The following is a 20,238-nucleotide window of genomic DNA, read 5'->3' as shown; positions in this document are numbered from 1 at the left end:
ATCGTTACCGCGCCGAACCCGATACCTGTTCCACCCCAGCGCCGCGGGGTAATACCTTGACGGGAGTTTGTGACCTGAAAGGGACCTCAGATGAGTACCAGTGTCAACGATGACGCAGTGGCCCAGGGAGACGGGCCGCACAAGCTGCGTACCGACCCGGATCTGCCTCCGGTCGGAGTGATCGAAGCGAAGGGCTCCTCACCGATCAACAAGGTGACCTTCGTGATCATCGGCGTGCTCTGCGCGATCGGTTGGACGATGATCGCGATCGTCCGCGGCGAGCGGGTGAACGCGCTGTGGTTCGTGCTGGCCGCGGTCGGCAGCTATCTGCTCGCGCTGCGCTTCTACGCCAGGCTGATCGAGAACAAGATCATCAAGCCCGATGATCGCCGCGCCACCCCGGCGGAGGAGTTCAGCAACGGCAAGGACTTCATGCCGACCGACCGGCGGGTGCTGTTCGGGCACCACTTCGCGGCGATCTCCGGCGCCGGACCGCTGGTCGGCCCGGTGCTCGCCGCGCAGATGGGTTATCTGCCCGGCACCATCTGGATCATCGTCGGTGTCGTGCTCGCCGGTGGTGTGCAGGACTACATGGTGCTGGCGCTGTCCACCCGGCGGAAGGGGCGGTCGCTCGGCCAGATGGCCCGCGACGAGCTCGGTCCGGTCGGCGGCTGGGCCGCCATCATCGGCGTGCTGACCATCATGATCATCCTGATCGCGGTGCTCGGTGTGGTGATGATCGGTGCCATGGCGGAGAGCCCGTGGGCGGTGTTCTCGATCTCGCTGACCATTCCGATCGCGCTGTTCATGGGTGTCTATCTGCGCTACCTCAGACCGGGCAAGGTTTCCGAGGTCTCGCTGATCGGTGTGGTGCTGCTGGTGGCCGCCATCGCCGCGGGGTCGTTCGTCAACGATTCGGCGACGTGGGCGCCGATCTTCACCCTGTCCGGCACCAGTCTGGCGATCTGGCTCGCCGTCTATGGTTTCGCCGCCGCGGTGCTGCCGGTCTGGTTGCTGCTGGCTCCCCGGGACTACCTGTCCACGTTCATGAAGGTCGGCACGATCATCCTGCTGGCGGTGGCGATCCTGATCGTCGCGCCGGTGATCCAGCAGCCGGCGGTGAGCCAGTTCGCGTTCAACAGCAACGGCCCGTCCTTCGCCGGTTCGCTGTTCCCGTTCCTGTTCATCACCATCGCCTGCGGCGCACTGTCAGGATTCCACGCGCTGATCTCCTCGGGTACCACGCCGAAGCTGCTGGAGAAGGAATCGCAGGCGCGGCTGATCGGTTACGGCGGCATGCTCACCGAGTCCTTCGTCGCGGTGATGGCGATCGTGGCGGCGTCGGTCATCGACCAGCACGTCTACTTCGCGATGAATGCCTCGGCCGGCCTGACCGGGGGTACGCCGGAGTCGGCTGCGGCGTACACGAACGGACTGGGTCTGCTCGCACCGGGTGGCCAACCGCTGCCGCCGATCGATCCGGCGTACTTCACCCAGGCGGCCCAGGACGTCGGTGAGAAGACGATCATCTCCCGGACCGGTGGTGCGCCGACGCTCGCCTTCGGGATGGCCGAGGTGCTCAACCAGATCCCGGTGATCGGGCACATCAAGGCGTTCTGGTACCACTTCGCGGTGATGTTCGAGGCGCTGTTCATCCTCACCACGATCGACGCCGGCACCCGGGTGGCCCGGTTCATGCTCTCCGACACCCTGGGCAACATCCCCGGGATGCGGAAGTTCAAGGACACCTCGTGGCGGCCGGGTGCCTGGCTGTGCACCGCGATCGTCGTGCTCGCCTGGGGTTCGCTGCTCTACATGGGTGTCACCGACCCGCTCGGCGGCATCCGGATGCTGTTCCCGCTGTTCGGCATCGCCAACCAGCTGCTGGCGGCGATCGCGCTGGCCGTGGTGTTCGCGATCGTGATGAAGAAGGGGCTGTTCAAGTGGGCCTGGATTCCCGGCATCCCACTGTTCTGGGACACCCTGGTGACGATGGTGGCGTCCTGGCAGAAGATCTTCTCCAGCAACCCGCAGATCGGTTACTGGACCCAGCACACCCAGGCCCGCGCGGCCCTGGAACGATGCGTGGCCGGCCAGCCCTGTCGCTACCAGACCGCGACCAGTCAGGAACAGCTGGAGGCGGTGATCCGCAACACCTTCGTGCAGGGCACCCTGTCGATCATCTATGCGTTGCTGGTCGCGATCGTGGTGATCGTCGCCCTGATGGTGTCGGTGAAGGCGCTGCGCAACGGCGGATTGCCGACCGATGAGTCGGAAGCGGTGCCCAGCAAGATCTTCGCTCCGAAGAGCTTCGTCCCGACGAAGCTGGAGAAAGAGGTCTACGCTGAGTGGAAGGAGGCGGGTCTGGAGCCCGCACCGGACGGAAGGGGGCACGGATGACCACCATGGTGGACATCGCACGCTCCGTACGGTGGTACGTGCACAGCGTGATGGGTGACAACGCGTACGAGAAGTACGTACGCCATCAGCAGCTCCATCACCCCGATGCCCCGATCCCCACCGAGCGTGATTTCTGGCGGCAGAAGCACGAGGACGCGGAACGCAATCCCAAGACTCGTTGCTGCTGACGACCAGCCGCAGATCGCGAGGGGCCCGGGCACCTGCCCGGGCCCCTCACCATTTCCAGACCCGACCAACCGACCAGGCACGACGATCCACGGAGACACCGATGACCGACACCCGGACCAACCCGAGCGATACCGAGACCCCCACCCCCGCGATCGGCCCGGAGCTGGCGCGCAGCTGGCTGCTGGTGAATGCCAGCCAGCCGGACCGGTTCGCACCGGCCGTCGGCAGCGCCGCCGATGTGGTGCTGCTCGACATCGAGGATGCGGTGGCCCCCAAGGACAAGCTCAGCGCCCGCGCCCAGGTGCTCGACTTCTTCGACGGTGGTGGCCGGGCCTGGGTGCGGGTCAACGGTTTCGGCACCGAATGGTGGGAGAACGACCTGCGGGAGCTGTCCCGCCGCGACGGTGTGCAGGGTGTGATGCTGGCGATGGTCGACTCCCCCGAGCACGTCACCCGGACCGCCGAACTGTTCGGCGACCGGCCGATCGTCGCGCTGGTGGAGACCGCCCGCGGGGTCCAACACCTGGGCCAGATCGCGGCCTCCGGGCACACCTTCCGTCTCGCCTTCGGTCTCGGCGATTTCCGTCGTGACACTGGCTTTTCCGACGATCCGATGGCGCTCGCGTACGCCCGGTCGCAGTTCACCATCGCGGCCCGCGCGGCCGGGTTGCCCGGTCCGATCGACGGGCCGGCCGTCGGGGCGCTCGGGGTGAAGCTGGCGGACTCGGCCGGGGTCACCACCCAGTTCGGGATGACCGGCAAGATCTGCCTGATGCCCGAGCAGTGCGCCACGGTGAACGAGATCCTCTCCCCCGCGGTGGAGGACATGAGCTGGGCGCTGGACTTCCTCACCGAGTTCGACGCCGACGGTGGTGAGATCCGCAATGGTTCGGATCTGCCGCGGCTCGCGCGGGCCCGCAAGATCATCGGCCTCGCCCAGGCGTACGGGCTGCAGCCCCCGGCGGGTTACGACATGCACTTCCCCCCGCCCACCGACACCTACCACTGCTGAGTCCGCCGGCTGCCCCTAGCCGAAGATGTCAGGGGTTATGCACAGTCCGCGCGCCAGGGACTGTGCATAACCCCTGACGAATTCCCATCTCAGAATGTGTACAACGTGTGTTCACAGCTGGTTTGACCACCTAGGATTCCCACATATCGGTTTCCAACCCACATTGTGGGGCGAGGTGGACGGGTCAATGACGACGAACTCCGAGGCGTACGCGATCGAGCTGCACGGCTGCACACGCAGTTTCACGACTCCCGACGGCGGCACCTACGATGCCGTCCGCGACATCACCCTGCAGGTGCCGCCGGGCCGATTCGTGTCGATCGTCGGCCCGACCGGTTCGGGCAAGTCGACGATCCTGAACATGGCCGCCGGCCTGCTCGCCCCCAGCCAGGGCACGGTCGAATCCTTCGGCAGCCCGGTGGCCGGGGTGAACCGCCGGGCGGCGTACATGTTCCAGCAGGACGCTCTGCTGCCCTGGAAGAGCGTCGTCGACAACGTCGCGCTGGGGCTGACGATGGCCGGTACGCCGAAACCCGAGGCGAGCGCGCGGGCCCGCGAGTGGCTGACCCGGGTCGGCCTGAAGGACTTCGGGAACCGCTACCCGCACCAGCTCTCCGGCGGCATGCGCAAACGCACCGCGGTCGCCCAGGCGTGGATCGTCGACCCCGACATCCTGTTGATGGACGAGCCGTTCTCCGCGCTCGACGTGCAGACCCGCCAGATCATGGAGAACGAGCTGCTGCAACTGTGGTCCGACTCCGGCAAGGCGGTCGTGTTCATCACCCACGACCTGGACGAGGCGATCGCGCTCTCCGACGAGGTGGTGATCCTGGGCGCCGGCCCCGGTTCGCAGATCGTGGCCAGTTACCAGATCGACCTCCCCCGGCCGCGCGACCTGCTCGACATCCGCGACGATCCGCGCTTCGTCGAGATCCACCGCGAGATCTGGTCCCGGCTCAAGCTCGAGGTCGAGAAAACCTATGCCAGCAAGGCCCAGGAGGCATCATGACCGCCGAGAACACCGAGACCCGTCGGTCGCAGCGCGCCACCGACGCGCCGGAATCCCAGGCCACCGGCCGACAGCCACGCCGGCCCCGGGAGACCCCGCAACCGGTGATGCGGTTGCTGCAACTGCTGCTCGCCGCGGTGGTGCTGGCGATCTGGGAGCTCCTGGGTCGGGCCGGGGTGATCGATGAGTTCTTCTTCCCCCTGCCCAGCGACATCTTCCTCACCATGTGGACCTGGATCTCCAGCGGCTACATCTTCCCGCACCTGTGGGTGACCATGCAGGAATCCCTGCTGGCGTTCGTGATCGGCGTCGTGCTCGGTCTGCTGCTGGGCTTCCTGCTGGCCCGGGTGCGGTTCCTGGAGCGCCTGCTCGATCCCTTCCTGCAGATGTTCAACGCGCTTCCCCGGGTGGTGCTGGCACCGATCTTCCTGCTCTGGTTCGGGCTGGGGATCTGGTCGAAGGTCGCCTTCGGCGTCACCCTGGTGTTCTTCATCGTCTTCTTCAACACCCTCGAGGGCGTCCGTTCGGTCGATCGGGTGCTGATCGACAACGCCAGGATGCTCGGTGCCAAGGAGAGCCACCTGCTGCGGCACGTGTTCATCCCCTCCGCACTGACCTGGATCTTCTCATCCCTGCACATCAGCGTCGGCTTCGCCATCACCGGTGCGGTCGTCGGTGAGTATCTGGGCGCCTCGGCGGGTGTGGGGTACGCCATCGCCCAGGCCCAGGGCGTCTTCGACACCAAGGGCGTCTTCGCCGGGATGTTCATCCTGATGATCGTCGTGCTGTTCATCGACCTGCTGGTGAACCGGGTCGAGCGCTACCTGCTGCGCTGGCGTCCGCAGGCCCAGCAGCTCTGATCCGGCGTACCCGGGCACACCACAGACCCACCGCCAGACCCGCAGATCTTTCAACGGAGAAAGGGAAATCCCATGACTCGCAAACGACTCCTCCCAGCCGCCGCCCTGCTGGCGCTGACCATCGGCCTGGCGGCCTGTGGGGCGCCGGCGTCCGCACCACCCGGGCAGAACGGCGCCCCGGCCGGTCAGGGCGGTTCCGGTGACAAGATCATCATCGGCGTCGGCGGACAGACCCTGCTCACCTACATGCCGACCACCCTCGCCGCCCAGCTCGGCTACTACAAGGAGGAGGGTCTGGATGTCGAACTGCAGGACCTCCAGGGCGGTTCCAAGGCGCTCACCGCGATGATCGGCGGCTCCACCCAGGTGACCAGCGGCTACTACGAGCACACCATCCAGATGCAGGCCAAGAACCAGTCCATCCAGGCCTTCGTCGACATGGGCGAGTCCTCCGGGGTCGCCCTGCTGGTCGCACCGAAGAACCGCGACACGATCAAGTCGGTGGCCGACCTCAAAGGCAAGAACATCGGCGTGACCTCGCCCGGGTCGTCGACCGACATGTACGTGAAATACCTGTTGAACAAGGAAGGGCTCGGCAAGGATGCCGCCTCGGTCTCCGCCATCGGCGCCGGCTCCTCGGCCGTCGCCGCGGTGGAGAACAGCCAGGTCGATGCCGCGGTGATGCTGGAGCCCGACATCACGGTGCTGAACAAGCGGGCCGGTACGCCACTGCCGATGCTCGGCGATCTGCGTACCCGCGACCAGGTCAAGGCGCTCTACGGTTCCGACACCTGGCCGTCCTCCTGCCTCTATGCCAAGACCGAGTGGCTGGAGAAGAACCCGGAGAAGGCCAAGAAGCTGGCCACCGCGATCGCGAGGACCCTGCAGTGGGTGCAGACCCACTCCGGTGAGGAGATCGCCGCCCAGATGCCCGAGGCGTACGCCGGTGGCGACCGTGCCCAGTACGCGCGGGTGATCGACGAACTGAAGCTCACGATGAGCAAGGACGGCAAGTTCTCCGAGGCCGGTGTCAATGCCGTGCTCGACACCCAGCGCGTCGCCAATCCCGAGGTGGGTGACAAGAAGATCGACCTGTCCAAGACCTACACCAACGAGTACGTGAGCTGAGCGGACCCATGACCGACGCGTCGAACACCCCGTCACCGGGGCCGGTCATCGCCCCGCTGCGTGGCGTCCGGGTCCTGGAGCTGGGCAACTACATCGCGGCCCCCACCGCGGGCCGGTTGCTCGCCGACTTCGGCGCCGAGGTGATCAAGGTGGAACGCCCCGGCGGCGGGGACGAGATCCGGCGCTGGCGGCTGCTGTCGGGCCGCACCTCGTTGCTGCACCGCACGATCAACCGGAACAAGAAGTCGGTCGTCATCGATCTGCGCTCCGAGCTCGGCCGGCGCACCGTGCTCGGGTTGGTGGCCCGGGTCGATGCGGTGGTGGAGAACTTCCGGCCGGGCACCCTGGAGGCCTGGGGTCTCGGCCCGGAGGTGCTGCAGGAGGCCAATCCGGGACTCATCCTCACCCGTGTCTCGGCATATGGGCAGACCGGTCCATTGTCCAAACGGCCCGGATTCGGGTCGGTGGCGGAGGCCTTCGGCGGGTTGCGGGATCTGGTCGGCTATCCGGATCGGCCACCGGTGCGGGTCGGGGTGAGCCTGGGCGACACGATGGCCGGCATGTACGCCGCCTTCGGCACCGTGATGGCCCTCTACCAGCGCGCCACCCTGGGCCTCGGCCGAGGCGAGCAGACCCCGGTCCCGGTGAGCGAACGCACGATCGACGTGGCCCTGCACGAGGCGATCTTCTCCGCGATGGAGGCGACGATCCCCGAATACAGCGCCTACGGCACCGAACGGGTCCGGATGGGCCCGCGGATCGAGGGGGTCGCACCGACCAGCGCCTACCTGTGCCGCGACGGTGCGAGCGTGGTGATCGCCGCCAACGGGGATTCCATCTTCGGTCGGTTGATGCGGGTGATCGGGCGACCGGAGCTGGCCGAGGACCCGGCCCTGGCCGACAACGAGGGGCGGGTGGTCCGCGCCGACGAACTGGACGCGGCGATCGCGGCCTGGACCGGTGAGCGGACCGCAGCCGAGGCCCTGACCGCGCTCAGCGAGGTCGGGGTGCCCGCCGGGCCGATCTACCGGGCCCGCGACATCGTCGCCGACGAGCAGTACGCCAGCCGGGACATGGTGCAGTACCTGCCGGTCAGCGACGGCGAGCAGGACCTGGGGAAGGTGGCGTTCCCCGGCATCACACCGGTGATCGGCGGGCGGTCCCTGCCGATCCGCAATCTCGGCCCCGAACTCGGTGCCGACACGGTGCCGGTGCTGCAGGAGCTGCTCGGGCTGGGTCCCGACCAGGCCGCGGCACTGGCCGGTCAACTGGCGAGTGGACAGGAGGCGGCCTGATGACCGCGAAGATCAGGGATGTCACGCTGCGCGACGGGCTGCAGCTCAGCGACGGGCAGCTGCCCACCGAGGACCGGGTACGCCTGGTCCGGGCCCTGCTGGAGCTCGGCTTCGACAGTCTCGAGATCGGGTCGATGGCCCGCCCCGACCTGGTTCCGTCGATGGCGCCCTCGATGGATGTGGTCGCCGCGCTGACCCCCGAGGAGTTGGCACACTGCTGGATCTGGGTGGCGACACCGAAACAGGTCCGCCGGGCCGCCGAGGCCGGGGTGCGCGGGGTGCAGTACTGCCTCAGCGTCACCGATGAGCACAACCGCGCCAACATCGGCCGCGACACCGAGACCTCGATGGCGGCCCTTCCCGAGGCGCTGGAGATCGCCGCCGAACATGACGTTGCGGTGCAGCTGTGCCTGGCGACCTCGTTCACCTGCCCGTTCACCGGGCCCGTCGCGCCGGAACGCGTCCTGGCGTTGGTCGCCGACGCACGCGGTCAGGGTTGCAGCGATGTGGTCATCGCCGACACGCTCGGCCAGGCCAGCCCCGGTGAGGTGGCCAGCCTCACCGGCCGGGTGGTCGCCGAGGCCGGCACCCGGCCGGTCACCTTCCACGGCCATGACACCTGGGGGATGGGCGTGGCCAATGCGCTCGCCGCGATCGAGGCCGGTGCCCAGACCGTCGACGGGGCCCTCGGTGGGTTGGGCGGCTGCCCGTTCGCCCCCGGCGCCTCCGGCAACACCGCCACCGAGGATCTGGCCTTCGCGATCCGTCCCGAGGGGGTCCGGCCGGAGTCGTTCCGGTCCCTGGTGGAGCTGGGTGAGCAGGTGCTCGGCACCCTTGGTGAGGTCAGCCGTTCCCGCGCCGGTCAGGGATCCCGGTCCCGGGCCACGGCGTTCGACTGGACCTTCGCCGCCGCGTCCTGACCCGGGCCATCCCGAGAAACCGGAACCCCCAGGAGGCGGCACCGATGAGCGAGGAACGCGGCGGGCAACTGCTGGTGCTGACCAAGATCAGCCGAATTCTGGACAGCTTCTCGCTGGACCGACCGGAGCTCGGCCTGACCGAGCTCCGGCGGCGTACCGGGCTGCCCGCCTCCACCCTGCAGCGGCTGGTCGCCAGCCTGGTCGAGGAGGGGTTCCTGGATCGGGCCGGCACCGGATACCGGATCGGGGCGCGGTTGGCCTACTGGGCCGCCGGGGCGTCGGGTGGGATCGACCTGTTGGAAGTGGTCCGGCCGGTGCTGGAGGAGCTGCGCGATCTGACCGGTGAGACGGCCTGCTTCTATCAGCCCTCGGCCGATCTGCGGGTCTGCACCGCGGTCGCGGAGACCCGGCACGACCTGCGTCGGCCGATGCGGGTGGGGCAGGTGCTGCCGCTGCACGCCGGCTCGGCCGGGCGGGTGATGATGGCCTTCGACGAGCGGTTGGCGGACCGGGTGCTGTCCGGCGGCCTGGACTCGCTGACCGACCGCACGATCACCGACGGCGACACCCTGCGCGGGCTGCTCGCCGAGACCCGGGAGCTCGGGTACGCCGTCAGCAGCGGTGAGCGGGAGAGCGGTGCCACCGGGCTGAGCGCACCGGTCTTCGACGCGCATCGCGATCTGGTCGGCGCGGTCACGGTGATGGGTCCGGCCTTCCGGCTCTCCCCCGACGACTGGGTGGACCCCGTGCGCACCGCCGCCGAACGCATCACCCGGATGATCGGCGGCCGGCGAGCCCCGGTGTCACCCACGCTCATCGAGTAGCTCGGCGGCCACTGCTGCCGATTCGCGCGGTCGGATCGATCGCGCCGGTCGATCTGGATGCTCCTGTTGTCGTCTCCCCGGGCGCGGGCTGCTTGGTGGCCGGACCTGATCGGGGCACGGGCCGACTGCGCGACCCAACTCTCACTCTGCGGCTTGTATGCGGCCCGCGGTATGAGAATTGAGCCGGAGAGTGGGAACGGCAGTTCAGGGAGGACGGTCGTTTCGGTTGGGCCATGCGGAATTTGCGGCTCGATCGAGGAATCGGCCGTTCTGGTCGCCGATCGCGAATCGAGCCGCAGATTCCGAAGGCAGGCGGTCAGGCGGCCCGGCCCCGGGCCGCGGATCTCGATGCTGCCTCGCGGCCGGCGGCTGCAGTTGCGCATCGGGGCGCGACTGCAGCCGGGGCCGTACGAGCTACCCGATGAGCCGGAGCGGGAGCTTCACTCCTGGAACGGACTGGGGTCCCCGGCACCGGCACGGTCGACGGTCACCTCGTCGCCGACGAAGTTCACCACGGTGGTCGGATCGGTGCCGACATCACCGGAATCGAGCACCGCATCGACCTGGTTGCCGAGCTCCTCGTTGATCTCCCAGCCCTCGGTCATCGGCTCGGTGCGCCCGGGCAGGATCAGCGTGGAGGACATCAGCGGCTCACCGAGCGCGTCCAGCAGCGCCAGCGTGGTGCGGTGGTCGGGGATCCGCACGCCGACGGTCTTCTTCTTCGGGTGCAGCATCTGCTTGGGCACCTCTTTGGTGGCCTCCAGGATGAAGGTGTACTGCCCCGGTGTCGCGGCCTTGACCGCGCGGAACACGTCATTGTCCATCTGGACGAACTGGCCCAGTTGCGCGAAGTCCTTGCAGACAAGGGTGAAATGGTGTTTGTCGTCGAGCTGGCGGATACGTCGGATCCGGTCCAGTCCGTCCTTGTTGCCCAATCGACAGCCGAGTGCGAAACCGGAGTCGGTGGGATAGGCGACCAGGCCGCCGTCGGTGAGGATCTGCACCACCTGGCCGAGCGCGCGCGGCTGGGGATTGTCGGGGTGGACGTCGAAATACCTTGCCATGTCCGGAGTCTAGACATGCCGCCTCCGGGGCGGGCAACCCCCTACTAGAGTCGCTTCGTGAGCATCTTCGACATCGGTCTGGACCAGTTGCGTCGGCGCACCAGCATGAAGTGGCGCGCCTACCCCACCGACGTGCTGCCGATGTGGGTCGCCGAGATGGACTGCCGGCCCGCCCCCGCGGTCGCCGAGGTGCTGCATACCGCGATCGATGAGGGCGACACCGGTTACCCGATCGGCACCGACTACGAGCAGGCGTACGCCGAGTTCGCGGCCGATGTCTGGGGCTGGCGGTTCGATCCGGCCCGGCAGGCGATCATCGTGCCCGATGTGATGCAGGGCATCGTGCAGGTGCTCGATCTGCTCGGCACCCGGGGTGCGCCGGTGGTGATCAATCCCCCGGTCTACCCGCAGTTCTACAAGTACCTCGGCTGGGCCCAGCGCGAGGTGATCGAGGCTCCGCTGACCGAGGACGGCCGGATCGATCTCGCGACCCTGGAGGCCGCGTTCACCCGCAGCGACGGGCCGCGGCCGGAGGCGTACCTGCTCTGCAACCCGCACAATCCGCACGGCACCGTGCACACCCCCGAGGAGCTCACCGCGGTCCTGGAGCTGGCCAACCGGCACGGCGTGCGGATCGTCTCCGACGAGATCCACGCACCCCTGGTCGCCACGCCGGCCCGGCACACCCCGATCCTGGCGCTGCCCGGCAGCGACGAGGCGATCATCGTCACCTCGGCCTCGAAGTCGTGGAATCTGGCCGGGCTGAAGGCGGGGCTGGCGATCGGCGGGGCGGCGGTGGCCGACCGGCTGCGCACCATGCCCGATCAGGTCACCCACTCCGCCAGCCATCTGGGCATCGTCTCGCACGTCGCCGGCCTGCGGCACGGCCGGGACTGGCTGCAGCAGCTGCTGACCGAGATCGAGGCCAACAAGCGGCTGCTCGGTGAGCTGCTCGCCGATCAGCTGCCGGGGGTCCGGTTCGTCGCCCAGCCCGGCACCTATCTCGCCTGGCTCGACTGCCGCGAACTCGATCTTTCCGATCCCCACAAGGAATTCCTGGCCGCCGGCGTCGCCCTGAACGACGGTGTGGCCTTCGGCACCGGGGGCGCCGGGCACGTCCGGATGAACCTGGCCACCTCACCGGAGATCATCACCGAGGGCGTCCGGCGGATGGCGAAGGTACGCGGCTGAACCAGCGGGAAGAGGTCAGTCGGCTTCGAGCAGGTCGGCGCGAGCGCTCGCGCTGGCGCGTACCTCCCGGATCCCGAGCAGGGACAGGAAGATCGTCGGTGCCCGATGGCTGGTGGTGACCCGCACCGTGCCCGCGTCCAGGCTCGCCGATCCGGTCACCGGGCCGGAGGCGGCCAGATAGCGGTTGGCGGCGCTCAGGGCGGCACCGGGGTCGCTGCGCCCGGCGACCCGGCTGGGCGCCCCGGCATCGGTCGCTGCCCGCGCCGCACCCGCGGCCACCGCCTCGGCACGGCGGGCGGCGGTGACCTGCTGTCCGCCGTCGACGACCAGGCCGGCGAGGATCAGCAGCGCGAGCACCCAGAACAGCACGAGCACCGAGGTGGACATCCCCCGCTCGTCCGGCCGCCGCAGGCCGCGTACCCATCGCACCCGACCAGCATCGCGCACCCACCACCCCCGCCACCAGAGCCGCCTCCCGCTTTTCCACAGGTCACTTTCCCTCGGGCGGGCCTTGCCAAATAGGCTGGTCCAGCACGTCACCAATCGGAGGTCTCCCCCATGGTCAACAAGGTCGCCCTGCTCACCGCCGGCGGGTTCGCCCCCTGCCTGTCCGCCGCCATCGGCGGGCTGATCGAGCGCTACACCGCTCTGTCCCCCGATACCGAGATCATCGCCTACAAGCACGGATATCAGGGCCTGCTCAGCGGTGACTACTTCACCGTCACCGACGAGGTACGCCGCAACGCGGGTGTGCTGCGCGACTTCGGCGGCTCCCCGATCGGCAACTCCCGGGTGAAGCTGACCAATGCCGAGGATCTGGTGAAGCGCGGCCTGGTGCAGCCCGGTGACAACCCGCTGCAGGTGGCCGCCGAACGGCTGACCGCCGACGGGGTGGATGTGCTGCACACCATCGGCGGCGACGACACCAACACCACCGCCGCCGATCTGGCGGCGTACCTGGCCGAGCAGAACCATCCGCTGATCGTGGTCGGCCTGCCGAAGACGATCGACAACGACGTGGTGCCGATCAAGCAGTCGCTGGGTGCCTGGACCGCGGCCGATCAGGGCGCGCTGTTCGCCGAGAACGTCGTCGCCGAACACAACTCCAGCTCCCGGATGCTGATCGTGCACGAGGTGATGGGCCGCAACTGCGGTTGGCTCACCGCCGCCACCGCCCGGGCGTACCGGAAGTGGCTGGCGACGCGCCAGTGGGTGCCGGAGATCGGTCTCTCCCGGGAGGCCTGGGATGTGCACGGGGTCTATGTGCCCGAGGCCCGCCTCGATCTGGACGCCGAGGCCGAGCGGCTGCGGGGCGTGATGGACACCGTCGGCAACGTGACGGTGTTCCTGTCCGAGGGCGCCGGAGTGGACTCGATCGTCGCCCAACTGGAGGCCAGCGGTCAGGAGGTGCCGCGGGATCCCTTCGGGCACGTCAAGCTGGACAAGATCAACCCGGGTGCCTACTTCGGCAAGGAATTCGCCGAGCGGCTCGGTGCGGAGAAGGTGCTGGTGCAGAAGTCCGGTTACTTCTCCCGGTCCGCCGCCGCCAACCAGGCCGATCTGGCGCTGATCCAGCGCTGCACCGATCTGGCCGTGGACAGCGCGCTGCGCGGCGAGTCCGGGGTCACCGGTGAGGACACCGAACGCGGGGACGAGCTGCGGGTGATCGAGTTCGACCGGATCGCCGGTGGCAAGCCGTTCGATCTGGACACCGACTGGTACCAGGAGATGCTGCGCGAGATCGGCCAGCAGCAACCGCAACCGGTCAAGGGCTGACAGACCGACAGGACTCGGGGATGCTCTGGAAATGGGGGTTCCGGGCCCTCACCGGACTGATGATCCTGCTGCTGGTCGGCACCGCGGTGGTGGGTGGCTGGCTCGCCTGGTCCGATGCGAAGGCGGACTGGCGGGAGGCGGACGCCACGGTCATCGAGGTGACCAGCACCAAGGTCGGCTACGGCGGCCGCGGGGCGCCGAGCTACGACCGCTATCAGCTGCGTTACCAGGCCGTGCTGGAATTCACCGACGACCGTGGCAGGTCCCATCAGGTCCGCGACCCGACGACCACCACCGGTTACCTCGAGCACGATGTCGGGGACAGCGTCCCGATCCGTTATGACGCCGATGACCCGCAGGTGGTCAGCGCCTCGTCGCGCGAGGGGGACGGCTGGGTGCCGACCTGGCGGTTCTGGGCCCTGTTCACCGCCGGTCTGGTCGTCGTCTTCGGCGGGTGTGCCTGGTTGTTCGGCTTCCTGGCCGGTGACTGGCGGTGGCCGTTCCGTGCGGGCACGGGTCTGCGGCGCTGACTGGACGACCGGTACGCCTCAGCGGCGGCGCCGGCCGAGCAGGGCGGTGATCAGCGCCCCGATGCCGGAGCCGGTGAGCAGCCCGGCCGTGTAGCCCTTGCGCATGCTCGCCTGCGCCCGGCGGTCCGCGTCGGAGGCCAGCACCGGCGCCTGCTCCTCGGTGAACAGGTGCTGGGCGTCGACATGGGCGTACCGGGCGGGGTCGGCGCCGGCGTGATCGAGCTGCCGCTGGCCGGTGACGTCCAGGCGCACCTGGACCGCCTCGGCGGTCGCCTCCCGCTCGGCGTCGGGGTCGGCCTCCAGCCCGGGCAGGGTGTCCTTGACCCGGTTGATCGTCTCGGTGCGGTGCAGCTTGGCATCCGCCGCCTCGATCTGCTGATCCTGGCGGTCCTCCTCGGCCGCCTCCCAGTGCCCGGGTACGGTCTCGACATCGGCCTGGTCGAGCAGCGGCTCGTCGGCCGGGGTCCATTTGCGGGCGATCGCCGGCTGGTTCCAGGTGGCGATCCAGGCGGCGACGAAGAGGATCAGCCGGGCGAACAGGTTGAAGAACAGCATCAGCACGATCACCGGCCCGAAGAGGGCGGCGGCCGGGTTCTTCAGGAACGAGCTGGTGAGGATGCCGGCCAGATACTGCAGCAGGACCAGCGCGACCGCGCCGATCAGCGAACCGATCAGCACCGCCTTGATCACCGGCCGGTGCTCGGGCAGCACCCGGTAGAGGAACAGGAACAGCAGCCAGCCGGCCAGGATCGACACCACGATCGACAGCAATCGGGTGATCAGCGTGATCCCGGGGACGTCCTGCAATCCGACCAGCGAGATCAGGGTGCCGGTCAGCGAGGTGGCCGCCGAGGCGATGCCGAAGGTGAGCAGCACCGCGACCAGCAGCATGATCAGGATTCCCATGTTCTTCAGGGTTTCCACGATGAAGTTGCCCTTGTTCTCGGCCATCTCGAAGTCGGGTCGCCACTGGGCGCGGACCGCGGACTTGAGGTTGCCGATCCATCCGCCGCCGGCGTACGCGGCGGACAGGATGCCGATGATGCCGATCGCCGGCCAGTTCTGCAGCGCGTTGTCGATGACCGCGAGCAGTTTGTCCTTGGTGTCCCCGGGGGCGCCCTGCAGCTGGGCGCTGATGCTGTCCTGGAGGCTGGTCAGCAGATCCGGGCGCAGGGTGGTCAGCGTCATCCCGGCGATGGCGAACGCGAACATCAGGATCGGCACCATCGCGAGCACCGAGAAGTAGGTGATCGCGCCGCCGAACTGGTTGCCGAGCCGGTTGCCGAACCGGGTGTTGGCCCGCAGCAGATGTGCCACGGTCGGGTGCTTCATGAGTTTCTTCATCCACTCCACCTCGCGCTGTGCTGTCGGTGCGAATGTATCGCCGACCCGCTCCGCGGGAACTGCACCCCCGCCTCGATCGGCGTGCCCACGGTGTCAGACTGGTCCCCCACGATCAGGACGGAGTCCGATGAGCTACCAGGTGATCGCCCAGTACCGGGCCCGGCCCGACACCGCGGATCAGGTCGCGGAGCTGCTGCCCCGGCTCGCCGCCGCCTCCCGCACCGAGGCGGGCTGCCAGGCGTACACGGTGAACCGGGACCTCGAGGACACCGCACGCTTCGTGATCGTCGAGACCTACCGCACCGCCGAGGATCTGGCGACGCATCGGGAGACCGAGCACTTCAACGAGATCGCCGTCGGCCAGATCATTCCGCTGCTGGCGCACCGGGAGGTCTCCGCCGGCCAGCTCGACCCCGTCTGAGCACCGGTCACCTCGCCACCTCGCTGGGGCGGCCGAGTTCGGGTACCACCAGCGGCGTACCGGTGACCGGGTCCGGCACCACCCGCGAGGCCAAGCCGAACACCCGGCGGACCAGCTCGGCGTCGACGATCTCACTGGGTGCGCCCTCGGCGACCACGGCCCCGTCGCGCATCGCGATCACGTGATCGGCATAGCGGAAGGCCTGGTTGAGATCGTGCAGGACGGCGACGAGGGTACGCCCGTGCTCGCGGTTCAGCGTCCGGAACAGTTCCAGCAGCTCGATCTGGTGGGCGATGTCGAGATAGGTGGTCGGCTCGTCGAGCAGCAGCAGTTCGGTGTCCTGGGCCAGTGTCATCGCGATCCAGACCCGCTGCCGCTGGCCGCCGGAAAGCTCGTCCAGCAAGCGATTCGCGAGCTCCTCGATCCCGGTCGCCGCCAATGCGGCGGCGACCGCGGCCTCGTCGGCCTCCGACCACTGTTTGAGGAACGACTGGTGCGGATAGCGGCCCCGGCCGACCAGATCGGCGACGGTGATCCCGTCGGGTGCGATCGAGGTCTGTGGCAGCAGCGCCAGCCGGCGGGCAACCTCCTTGGCCGGCAGGGTGTGGATGTCCCGGCCGTCCAGCACCACCTCCCCCGCCGTCGGCCGCAGCAGCCGGGACAGGGCCCGCAGCAGCGTCGATTTGCCGCAGGCATTGGGACCGATGATCGCGGTGAACGCGTTGTCGGGCACCTCGACGGTGAGGCCGTGGGAGATCGGCCGCCCGTCATAACCCAGGTCGACGGTGCTGGTCAGCAGTCGGTTCGTCATCGGCGTCTCGCCTCCCGTGTCAACAGCCAGATCAGGTACGCCCCGCCCAGGCAGCCGGTCACCACGCCGACCGGGACCTGGGTGGGCGCGAAGGCCCGCAGTGCGAACAGGTCGGCACCGGTGAGCAGCAGCGCACCGAGCGCGGCCGCGCCGAGCAGATCGGCCCCCGGCGTACCGGTCAGCCGGCGCGCCAGCTGGGGCGCGACCAGCGCGACGAAGGCGACCGGCCCGGCGACCGCGGTGACCGCAGCCACCAGAGCGACGCCGAGCACCACGAGCCACAACCGCCACCGATCGGGGCGGGCGCCGAGGGCTGCGGCGGTGTCGTCACCGAGTTCCAGCAGGTGCAGTGAGCGGCCGGCGAACACCGCCACCAGCAGCAGCGCGCCGGTGATCAGCACCGCCGGCGCGACCTGGGCCCAGCGCAACCCGTTCAGGGTGCCGGCGCCGAACATGGCGGCCGCCATCGCCGCCTCCAGTTCGGCCGACAGCAGCAACCAGTGGTTCACCGCGCTGAGCATCGCCGAGATGCCGATGCCGACGATCACCAGCCGCAGGCCAGCCGATCCGTGCCGTGCCGCCAGCAGTTGCACCACCAGTGCGGTGGCGAGTCCGCCGATCAGGGCGCCCAGGGTGGCGCCGAACTGGTCACCGCCGAGCACCAGCAGCACCACCAGCGCTCCGGTGTAGGCGCCGGTGGAGAAGCCGATCACGTCCGGGCTGCCCAACGGGTTGCGGGTGAGGGACTGGAAGATCGCCCCGGAGACACCGAGCGCGGCCCCGAACACCAGCGCCGCGACCACCCTGGGCAACCGCCACTGGGTGACCACGATCCCGGACAGTCCGTCACCCTGACCGACCAGGGCGCGCAACACCTCCGGCACCGGGATCGGCAGTTCCCCGGTGCCGAGCGCGAGCACACCGAGCACCAGCGCGGCAGCCAGCACCAGCGCGGAGACGATCAGCTGCCGCGGGCGGAGGCGTACGCTGACCTGCCCGAAACGCAACGTGGGCAGGGAATCGCGGGGAACCAGGGTGTCGTTGCGGGTCACAGTGTGCGCACCCGTCGGGCTCGGGCCACGGCGACCAGCACCGGGCCACCGATGAAGGCGGTGACGACTCCGACGGGTACCTCGCCGGAGGTGAGTCGGCGGCCGATCACATCGGCGACCAGCAGCAGGGTGGGTGAGGCCAGCACGCTGAGCCCGACCACCCAGCGCTGGTCCGGGCCGGCGACCCGGCGTACCGCGTGCGGCACGATCAGCCCGACGAAGGCGATCGCACCGGCGACCGCGGTCGAGGCGCCGGCGAGCAGGGTGACGGCCAGCACCGCGAGCACCCGGGTACGCCCCAGCCGCGCGCCGACCGCGCGGGCCAGGTCGTCACCGAGGGCGATCGCGTTCAGCCCGCGGGTCAGCCCGAGGGCCAGCAGCAGGCCGACGACGATGAACGGGGCGGCGACCAGCACCGGTTCCATCGACCGCACATCCAGGGTGCCGAGCTGCCAGGCGCGCAGCTGGTCATAGGCACGGGGCCGGAGCAGGGCGAGTCCCTGGCCCAGGCCGAGCAGCACCGCACCCAGCGCCACCCCGGCCAGGGTGAGCCGGGCCGGATCGGCCGCACCGCGTCCCCCGCCCCCGACCAGATAGACGCCGACAGCCGCCAGGATCGCGCCGACCAGCGCGAACCAGATGGTGACCAGTGTCGTCGTGCTGCCCAGGAAACCGACGCCGAGCACGATCGCGAAGGCGGCACCGGCGTTCACGCCGAGCAGTCCCGGATCGGCCAGCGGATTGCGGGTGACGGCCTGCATCAGCGCACCGGCCACCCCGAGACCGGCGCCAGCGAGCAGTCCGGTGAGCGTGCGGGGCAGCCGACCGTCCCAGATCACGGCGTGGTCCGGCAGCGTGGGATCGGGTGCGGTCAGGGCATCGAGGACCACGGGGATGGGGATGGGCCGGGCGCCGACGGCCAGGCTGGCGAGCAGCGAGGCCAGCAGCAGGATCAGCAGGGCCAGCGCGAGCAGGCCATTGCGGCGATGGTGTGGCCGCAGCGTTGCCGGGCGATCCGCGCGCCGATGCTCGGTCGGCAACGGCTCGGCTGTGGTGCTCGGCACGCTCCTCCTCGGCGATGGCGGGCCGGCGCGATGCGGCGGCAACTGGACAAGGCTAGCAGTTAGGCTAGCCTTCCCTTCATGTCTCTTCGATCTGTGACGCGCCGCAGCGTACCCGTCCTGCTCGCCGTGCTGATGCTCTGGCTGACCGGTTGCGCCGCCGGCGAGGCCCGGCCCTCCGGTGGGGCGGGCAATACCGAGGTGGCGACTGGCGGCAAGGGCTTCGGCAGTGCCGAACAGCAGACCGCGGCCATGGGTTCGGACGCGGCACCGGGGGTCTTCCCGCGGACGATCAAGCACGCGAACGGCACCACCGAGATCAAGCAGAAGCCGCAGCGGGTCGTGGTGCTGGACACCGGTGAGCTGGACGCCGCGGTCAGCCTCGGCGTGATCCCGGTCGGCCTGTCCACCAACGAGGGGGCCAACCCGGTGCCGAGCTATCTCGCGCCGCAGGTGATCGATGCCCGACGGGTCGGGGAGATGAACAACCTCAACCTGGAGGCGATCGCGGCACTCAAGCCCGATCTGATCCTGAGCAGCAAGCTGCGCCACGACAAGCTCTATCCGCAGCTTTCCCAGATCGCGCCCACCGTCTTCAGCGTGCGCCCCGGTTACACCTGGAAGGAGAACTTCCGGCTCGCCGCGGATGCGCTCGGCGAGGAGACCAGGGGCGATGCGGTGATGAAGTCCTATGACGATGCGGCCGCGGCCCTGAAGACCAAGGTGGGTGCGAATCCGCCCAAGGTCTCGCTGGTGCGGTTCATGCCCGGCAAGTTGCGTCTGTACGCCAACAAGTCGCTCATCGGCGTGATCCTGGCCGATGCCGGTTTCCAGCGCCCGGAGAACCAGAACGTCGACGAGCTCGCGGTCGAGATCTCCCCGGAGAACATCAGCCAGGCCGATGCCGATCTGGTCTTCTGGAGCAGCTACGGCGATCCGGGTGCCACCGGTGAGACCGCAACCATCGAGGGCGCCGGCTGGAAGGCGCTGCCCGCGGTGCAGCAGGGCCGGGCCCATCGCGTCAGCGACGACACCTGGTTCCTCGGGCTCGGCCCGACCGGTGCGCAGGCGATCCTCGCCGACCTGCAGGGGTTCGTCGGCGCCAGCTGATCGCCCGATTCGCGATCCATCGATCCTTCCGGCCACCCATTGATTGCTGCGGCAATCGATGGGTGGCCTTTTGGTTCGATGGATGGAATCTGCCCCATTGCGTGGACCAATGGCTCCATTGTCTCACGTAATGGACAGCCTTTTGCACCACTCGCGCCGACCTGTTTAGAGTTTCGGCCATGTTCAACGCGACGCATCCCGCCCGCTGGCTGATCCAGCTCGCCATGCCTCGTTGTTGGTG

20 protein-coding genes are annotated in these 20,238 nt (G+C 68.9%); 14 read left to right on the top strand and 6 right to left on the bottom strand.

Translation table 11 applies throughout. The features are described 5' to 3' along the window. The first annotated feature begins 90 nt into the window (after nucleotides 1-90). The 9 genes from BI335_RS02700 to BI335_RS02660 all read left to right on the top strand — a co-directional run bounded on the left by BI335_RS02700 (nucleotide 91) and on the right by BI335_RS02660 (nucleotide 9,637). Complete coding sequence (locus BI335_RS02700) at nucleotides 91-2,400, top strand: carbon starvation CstA family protein (protein WP_094358364.1); 2,310 nt, start codon at nucleotides 91-93, stop codon at nucleotides 2,398-2,400. Next, nucleotides 2,397-2,588, top strand: coding sequence for a YbdD/YjiX family protein (locus BI335_RS02695; RefSeq protein ID WP_094358362.1), 192 nt, complete (start codon nucleotides 2,397-2,399; stop codon nucleotides 2,586-2,588). The genes BI335_RS02700 and BI335_RS02695 overlap by 4 nt, the downstream gene beginning before the upstream one ends. A 101-nt stretch (nucleotides 2,589-2,689) precedes the next feature. Next, a complete protein-coding gene (locus BI335_RS02690) occupies nucleotides 2,690-3,601 on the top strand; it encodes an HpcH/HpaI aldolase/citrate lyase family protein (RefSeq protein ID WP_094429562.1) in 912 nt (303 codons plus the stop codon). Between the two features lie 187 nt (nucleotides 3,602-3,788). Beyond that, nucleotides 3,789-4,610 carry an ABC transporter ATP-binding protein gene (locus tag BI335_RS02685; RefSeq protein ID WP_094401416.1) on the top strand — a complete coding sequence of 274 codons (822 nt, stop codon included), beginning with the start codon at nucleotides 3,789-3,791 and terminating at the stop codon, nucleotides 4,608-4,610. Next, nucleotides 4,607-5,470 carry an ABC transporter permease gene (locus BI335_RS02680; RefSeq protein WP_229118051.1) on the top strand — a complete coding sequence of 288 codons (864 nt, stop codon included), beginning with the start codon at nucleotides 4,607-4,609 and terminating at the stop codon, nucleotides 5,468-5,470. Before BI335_RS02685 ends, BI335_RS02680 begins: the two co-directional genes overlap by 4 nt. A 72-nt stretch (nucleotides 5,471-5,542) precedes the next feature. Then, on the top strand, nucleotides 5,543-6,598 hold the full coding sequence (locus tag BI335_RS02675; RefSeq protein WP_094429561.1) for an ABC transporter substrate-binding protein: 1,056 nt from the start codon (nucleotides 5,543-5,545) through the stop codon (nucleotides 6,596-6,598). 8 nt (nucleotides 6,599-6,606) lie between these two features. After that, nucleotides 6,607-7,893, top strand: coding sequence for a CaiB/BaiF CoA transferase family protein (locus tag BI335_RS02670; protein ID WP_094429560.1), 1,287 nt, complete (start codon nucleotides 6,607-6,609; stop codon nucleotides 7,891-7,893). Then, nucleotides 7,893-8,813, top strand: coding sequence for a beta/alpha barrel domain-containing protein (locus BI335_RS02665; RefSeq protein ID WP_094358352.1), 921 nt, complete (start codon nucleotides 7,893-7,895; stop codon nucleotides 8,811-8,813). The genes BI335_RS02670 and BI335_RS02665 overlap by 1 nt, the downstream gene beginning before the upstream one ends. Nucleotides 8,814-8,857: 44 nt before the next feature. Continuing rightward, entirely contained in the window at nucleotides 8,858-9,637 is a 780-nt protein-coding gene (locus BI335_RS02660; protein WP_094429559.1) for an IclR family transcriptional regulator, read from the top strand. Nucleotides 9,638-10,077: 440 nt separating this feature from the next. On the opposite strand, the gene BI335_RS02655 is transcribed toward BI335_RS02660, so the two are convergent. After that, nucleotides 10,078-10,701: an L-threonylcarbamoyladenylate synthase gene (locus tag BI335_RS02655; RefSeq protein WP_094358348.1), complete on the bottom strand. Its 624-nt coding sequence runs from the start codon at nucleotides 10,699-10,701 to the stop codon at nucleotides 10,078-10,080. A gap of 57 nt (nucleotides 10,702-10,758) precedes the next feature. Between BI335_RS02655 and BI335_RS02650 the strand changes: the two genes are divergently transcribed. Beyond that, nucleotides 10,759-11,892: a MalY/PatB family protein gene (locus BI335_RS02650; protein WP_229119399.1), complete on the top strand. Its 1,134-nt coding sequence runs from the start codon at nucleotides 10,759-10,761 to the stop codon at nucleotides 11,890-11,892. A gap of 15 nt (nucleotides 11,893-11,907) precedes the next feature. Here BI335_RS02650 and BI335_RS02645 read toward each other — a convergent pair whose 3' ends face one another. After that, nucleotides 11,908-12,321, bottom strand: a complete 414-nt coding sequence (locus BI335_RS02645; RefSeq protein ID WP_208109088.1) for a pilus assembly protein TadG-related protein — start codon at nucleotides 12,319-12,321, stop codon at nucleotides 11,908-11,910. A gap of 129 nt (nucleotides 12,322-12,450) precedes the next feature. Between BI335_RS02645 and BI335_RS02640 the strand changes: the two genes are divergently transcribed. Both BI335_RS02640 and BI335_RS02635 read left to right on the top strand, forming a co-directional pair. Beyond that, nucleotides 12,451-13,668, top strand: coding sequence for a pyrophosphate--fructose-6-phosphate 1-phosphotransferase (locus BI335_RS02640; RefSeq protein ID WP_094358344.1), 1,218 nt, complete (start codon nucleotides 12,451-12,453; stop codon nucleotides 13,666-13,668). Nucleotides 13,669-13,688: 20 nt separating this feature from the next. Further along, nucleotides 13,689-14,198, top strand: coding sequence for a DUF3592 domain-containing protein (locus tag BI335_RS02635; RefSeq protein WP_094429558.1), 510 nt, complete (start codon nucleotides 13,689-13,691; stop codon nucleotides 14,196-14,198). Nucleotides 14,199-14,216: 18 nt separating this feature from the next. Here the strand turns inward: BI335_RS02635 and BI335_RS02630 are convergent, their stop codons facing one another. Next, complete coding sequence (locus BI335_RS02630; RefSeq protein WP_094358340.1) at nucleotides 14,217-15,542, bottom strand: YhjD/YihY/BrkB family envelope integrity protein; 1,326 nt, start codon at nucleotides 15,540-15,542, stop codon at nucleotides 14,217-14,219. A gap of 127 nt (nucleotides 15,543-15,669) precedes the next feature. Here BI335_RS02630 and BI335_RS02625 point away from each other — a divergent pair, with 127 nt between their 5' ends. Beyond that, the gene (locus tag BI335_RS02625; protein ID WP_094358338.1) at nucleotides 15,670-15,963 is read left to right on the top strand and encodes a putative quinol monooxygenase; all 294 of its coding nucleotides are present in this window, start codon (nucleotides 15,670-15,672) and stop codon (nucleotides 15,961-15,963) included. A 7-nt stretch (nucleotides 15,964-15,970) separates the two neighbouring features. Here the strand turns inward: BI335_RS02625 and BI335_RS02620 are convergent, their stop codons facing one another. The 3 genes from BI335_RS02620 to BI335_RS02610 are packed head-to-tail and all read right to left on the bottom strand — an operon-like array spanning nucleotide 15,971 to nucleotide 18,890. After that, nucleotides 15,971-16,774 (bottom strand): ABC transporter ATP-binding protein, encoded by an 804-nt coding sequence (locus BI335_RS02620; protein WP_094358336.1) that lies wholly within the window; start codon nucleotides 16,772-16,774, stop codon nucleotides 15,971-15,973. Beyond that, entirely contained in the window at nucleotides 16,771-17,826 is a 1,056-nt protein-coding gene (locus BI335_RS02615) for a FecCD family ABC transporter permease (protein ID WP_094429557.1), read from the bottom strand. The genes BI335_RS02620 and BI335_RS02615 overlap by 4 nt, the downstream gene beginning before the upstream one ends. Then, a complete protein-coding gene (locus tag BI335_RS02610; protein ID WP_229119398.1) occupies nucleotides 17,823-18,890 on the bottom strand; it encodes an iron chelate uptake ABC transporter family permease subunit in 1,068 nt (355 codons plus the stop codon). Before BI335_RS02610 ends, BI335_RS02615 begins: the two co-directional genes overlap by 4 nt. Nucleotides 18,891-18,968: 78 nt before the next feature. Between BI335_RS02610 and BI335_RS02605 the strand changes: the two genes are divergently transcribed. Beyond that, nucleotides 18,969-19,997: an ABC transporter substrate-binding protein gene (locus BI335_RS02605; RefSeq protein WP_208109087.1), complete on the top strand. Its 1,029-nt coding sequence runs from the start codon at nucleotides 18,969-18,971 to the stop codon at nucleotides 19,995-19,997. The last annotated feature ends 241 nt before the right edge of the window (nucleotides 19,998-20,238 follow it).

The organism is Enemella evansiae, from assembly GCF_002250705.1.
Lineage (GTDB): Bacteria > Actinomycetota > Actinomycetes > Propionibacteriales > Propionibacteriaceae > Enemella > Enemella evansiae.
The sequence above is the reverse complement of the archived record's forward strand: the minus strand, read 5'-3'. Positions and strand labels throughout refer to the sequence as shown.

Coding starts and splice junctions, on each gene's coding strand:
- BI335_RS02700 (WP_094358364.1), top strand. CDS start 91: ATGAGTACCAGTGTCAACGATGACGCAGTGGCCCAGGGAGACGGGCCG.
- BI335_RS02695 (WP_094358362.1), top strand. CDS start 2,397: ATGACCACCATGGTGGACATCGCACGCTCCGTACGGTGGTACGTGCAC.
- BI335_RS02690 (WP_094429562.1), top strand. CDS start 2,690: ATGACCGACACCCGGACCAACCCGAGCGATACCGAGACCCCCACCCCC.
- BI335_RS02685 (WP_094401416.1), top strand. CDS start 3,789: ATGACGACGAACTCCGAGGCGTACGCGATCGAGCTGCACGGCTGCACA.
- BI335_RS02680 (WP_229118051.1), top strand. CDS start 4,607: ATGACCGCCGAGAACACCGAGACCCGTCGGTCGCAGCGCGCCACCGAC.
- BI335_RS02675 (WP_094429561.1), top strand. CDS start 5,543: ATGACTCGCAAACGACTCCTCCCAGCCGCCGCCCTGCTGGCGCTGACC.
- BI335_RS02670 (WP_094429560.1), top strand. CDS start 6,607: ATGACCGACGCGTCGAACACCCCGTCACCGGGGCCGGTCATCGCCCCG.
- BI335_RS02665 (WP_094358352.1), top strand. CDS start 7,893: ATGACCGCGAAGATCAGGGATGTCACGCTGCGCGACGGGCTGCAGCTC.
- BI335_RS02660 (WP_094429559.1), top strand. CDS start 8,858: ATGAGCGAGGAACGCGGCGGGCAACTGCTGGTGCTGACCAAGATCAGC.
- BI335_RS02655 (WP_094358348.1), bottom strand. CDS start 10,701: ATGGCAAGGTATTTCGACGTCCACCCCGACAATCCCCAGCCGCGCGCG.
- BI335_RS02640 (WP_094358344.1), top strand. CDS start 12,451: ATGGTCAACAAGGTCGCCCTGCTCACCGCCGGCGGGTTCGCCCCCTGC.
- BI335_RS02635 (WP_094429558.1), top strand. CDS start 13,689: ATGCTCTGGAAATGGGGGTTCCGGGCCCTCACCGGACTGATGATCCTG.
- BI335_RS02630 (WP_094358340.1), bottom strand. CDS start 15,542: ATGAAGAAACTCATGAAGCACCCGACCGTGGCACATCTGCTGCGGGCC.
- BI335_RS02625 (WP_094358338.1), top strand. CDS start 15,670: ATGAGCTACCAGGTGATCGCCCAGTACCGGGCCCGGCCCGACACCGCG.
- BI335_RS02620 (WP_094358336.1), bottom strand. CDS start 16,774: ATGACGAACCGACTGCTGACCAGCACCGTCGACCTGGGTTATGACGGG.
- BI335_RS02605 (WP_208109087.1), top strand. CDS start 18,969: ATGTCTCTTCGATCTGTGACGCGCCGCAGCGTACCCGTCCTGCTCGCC.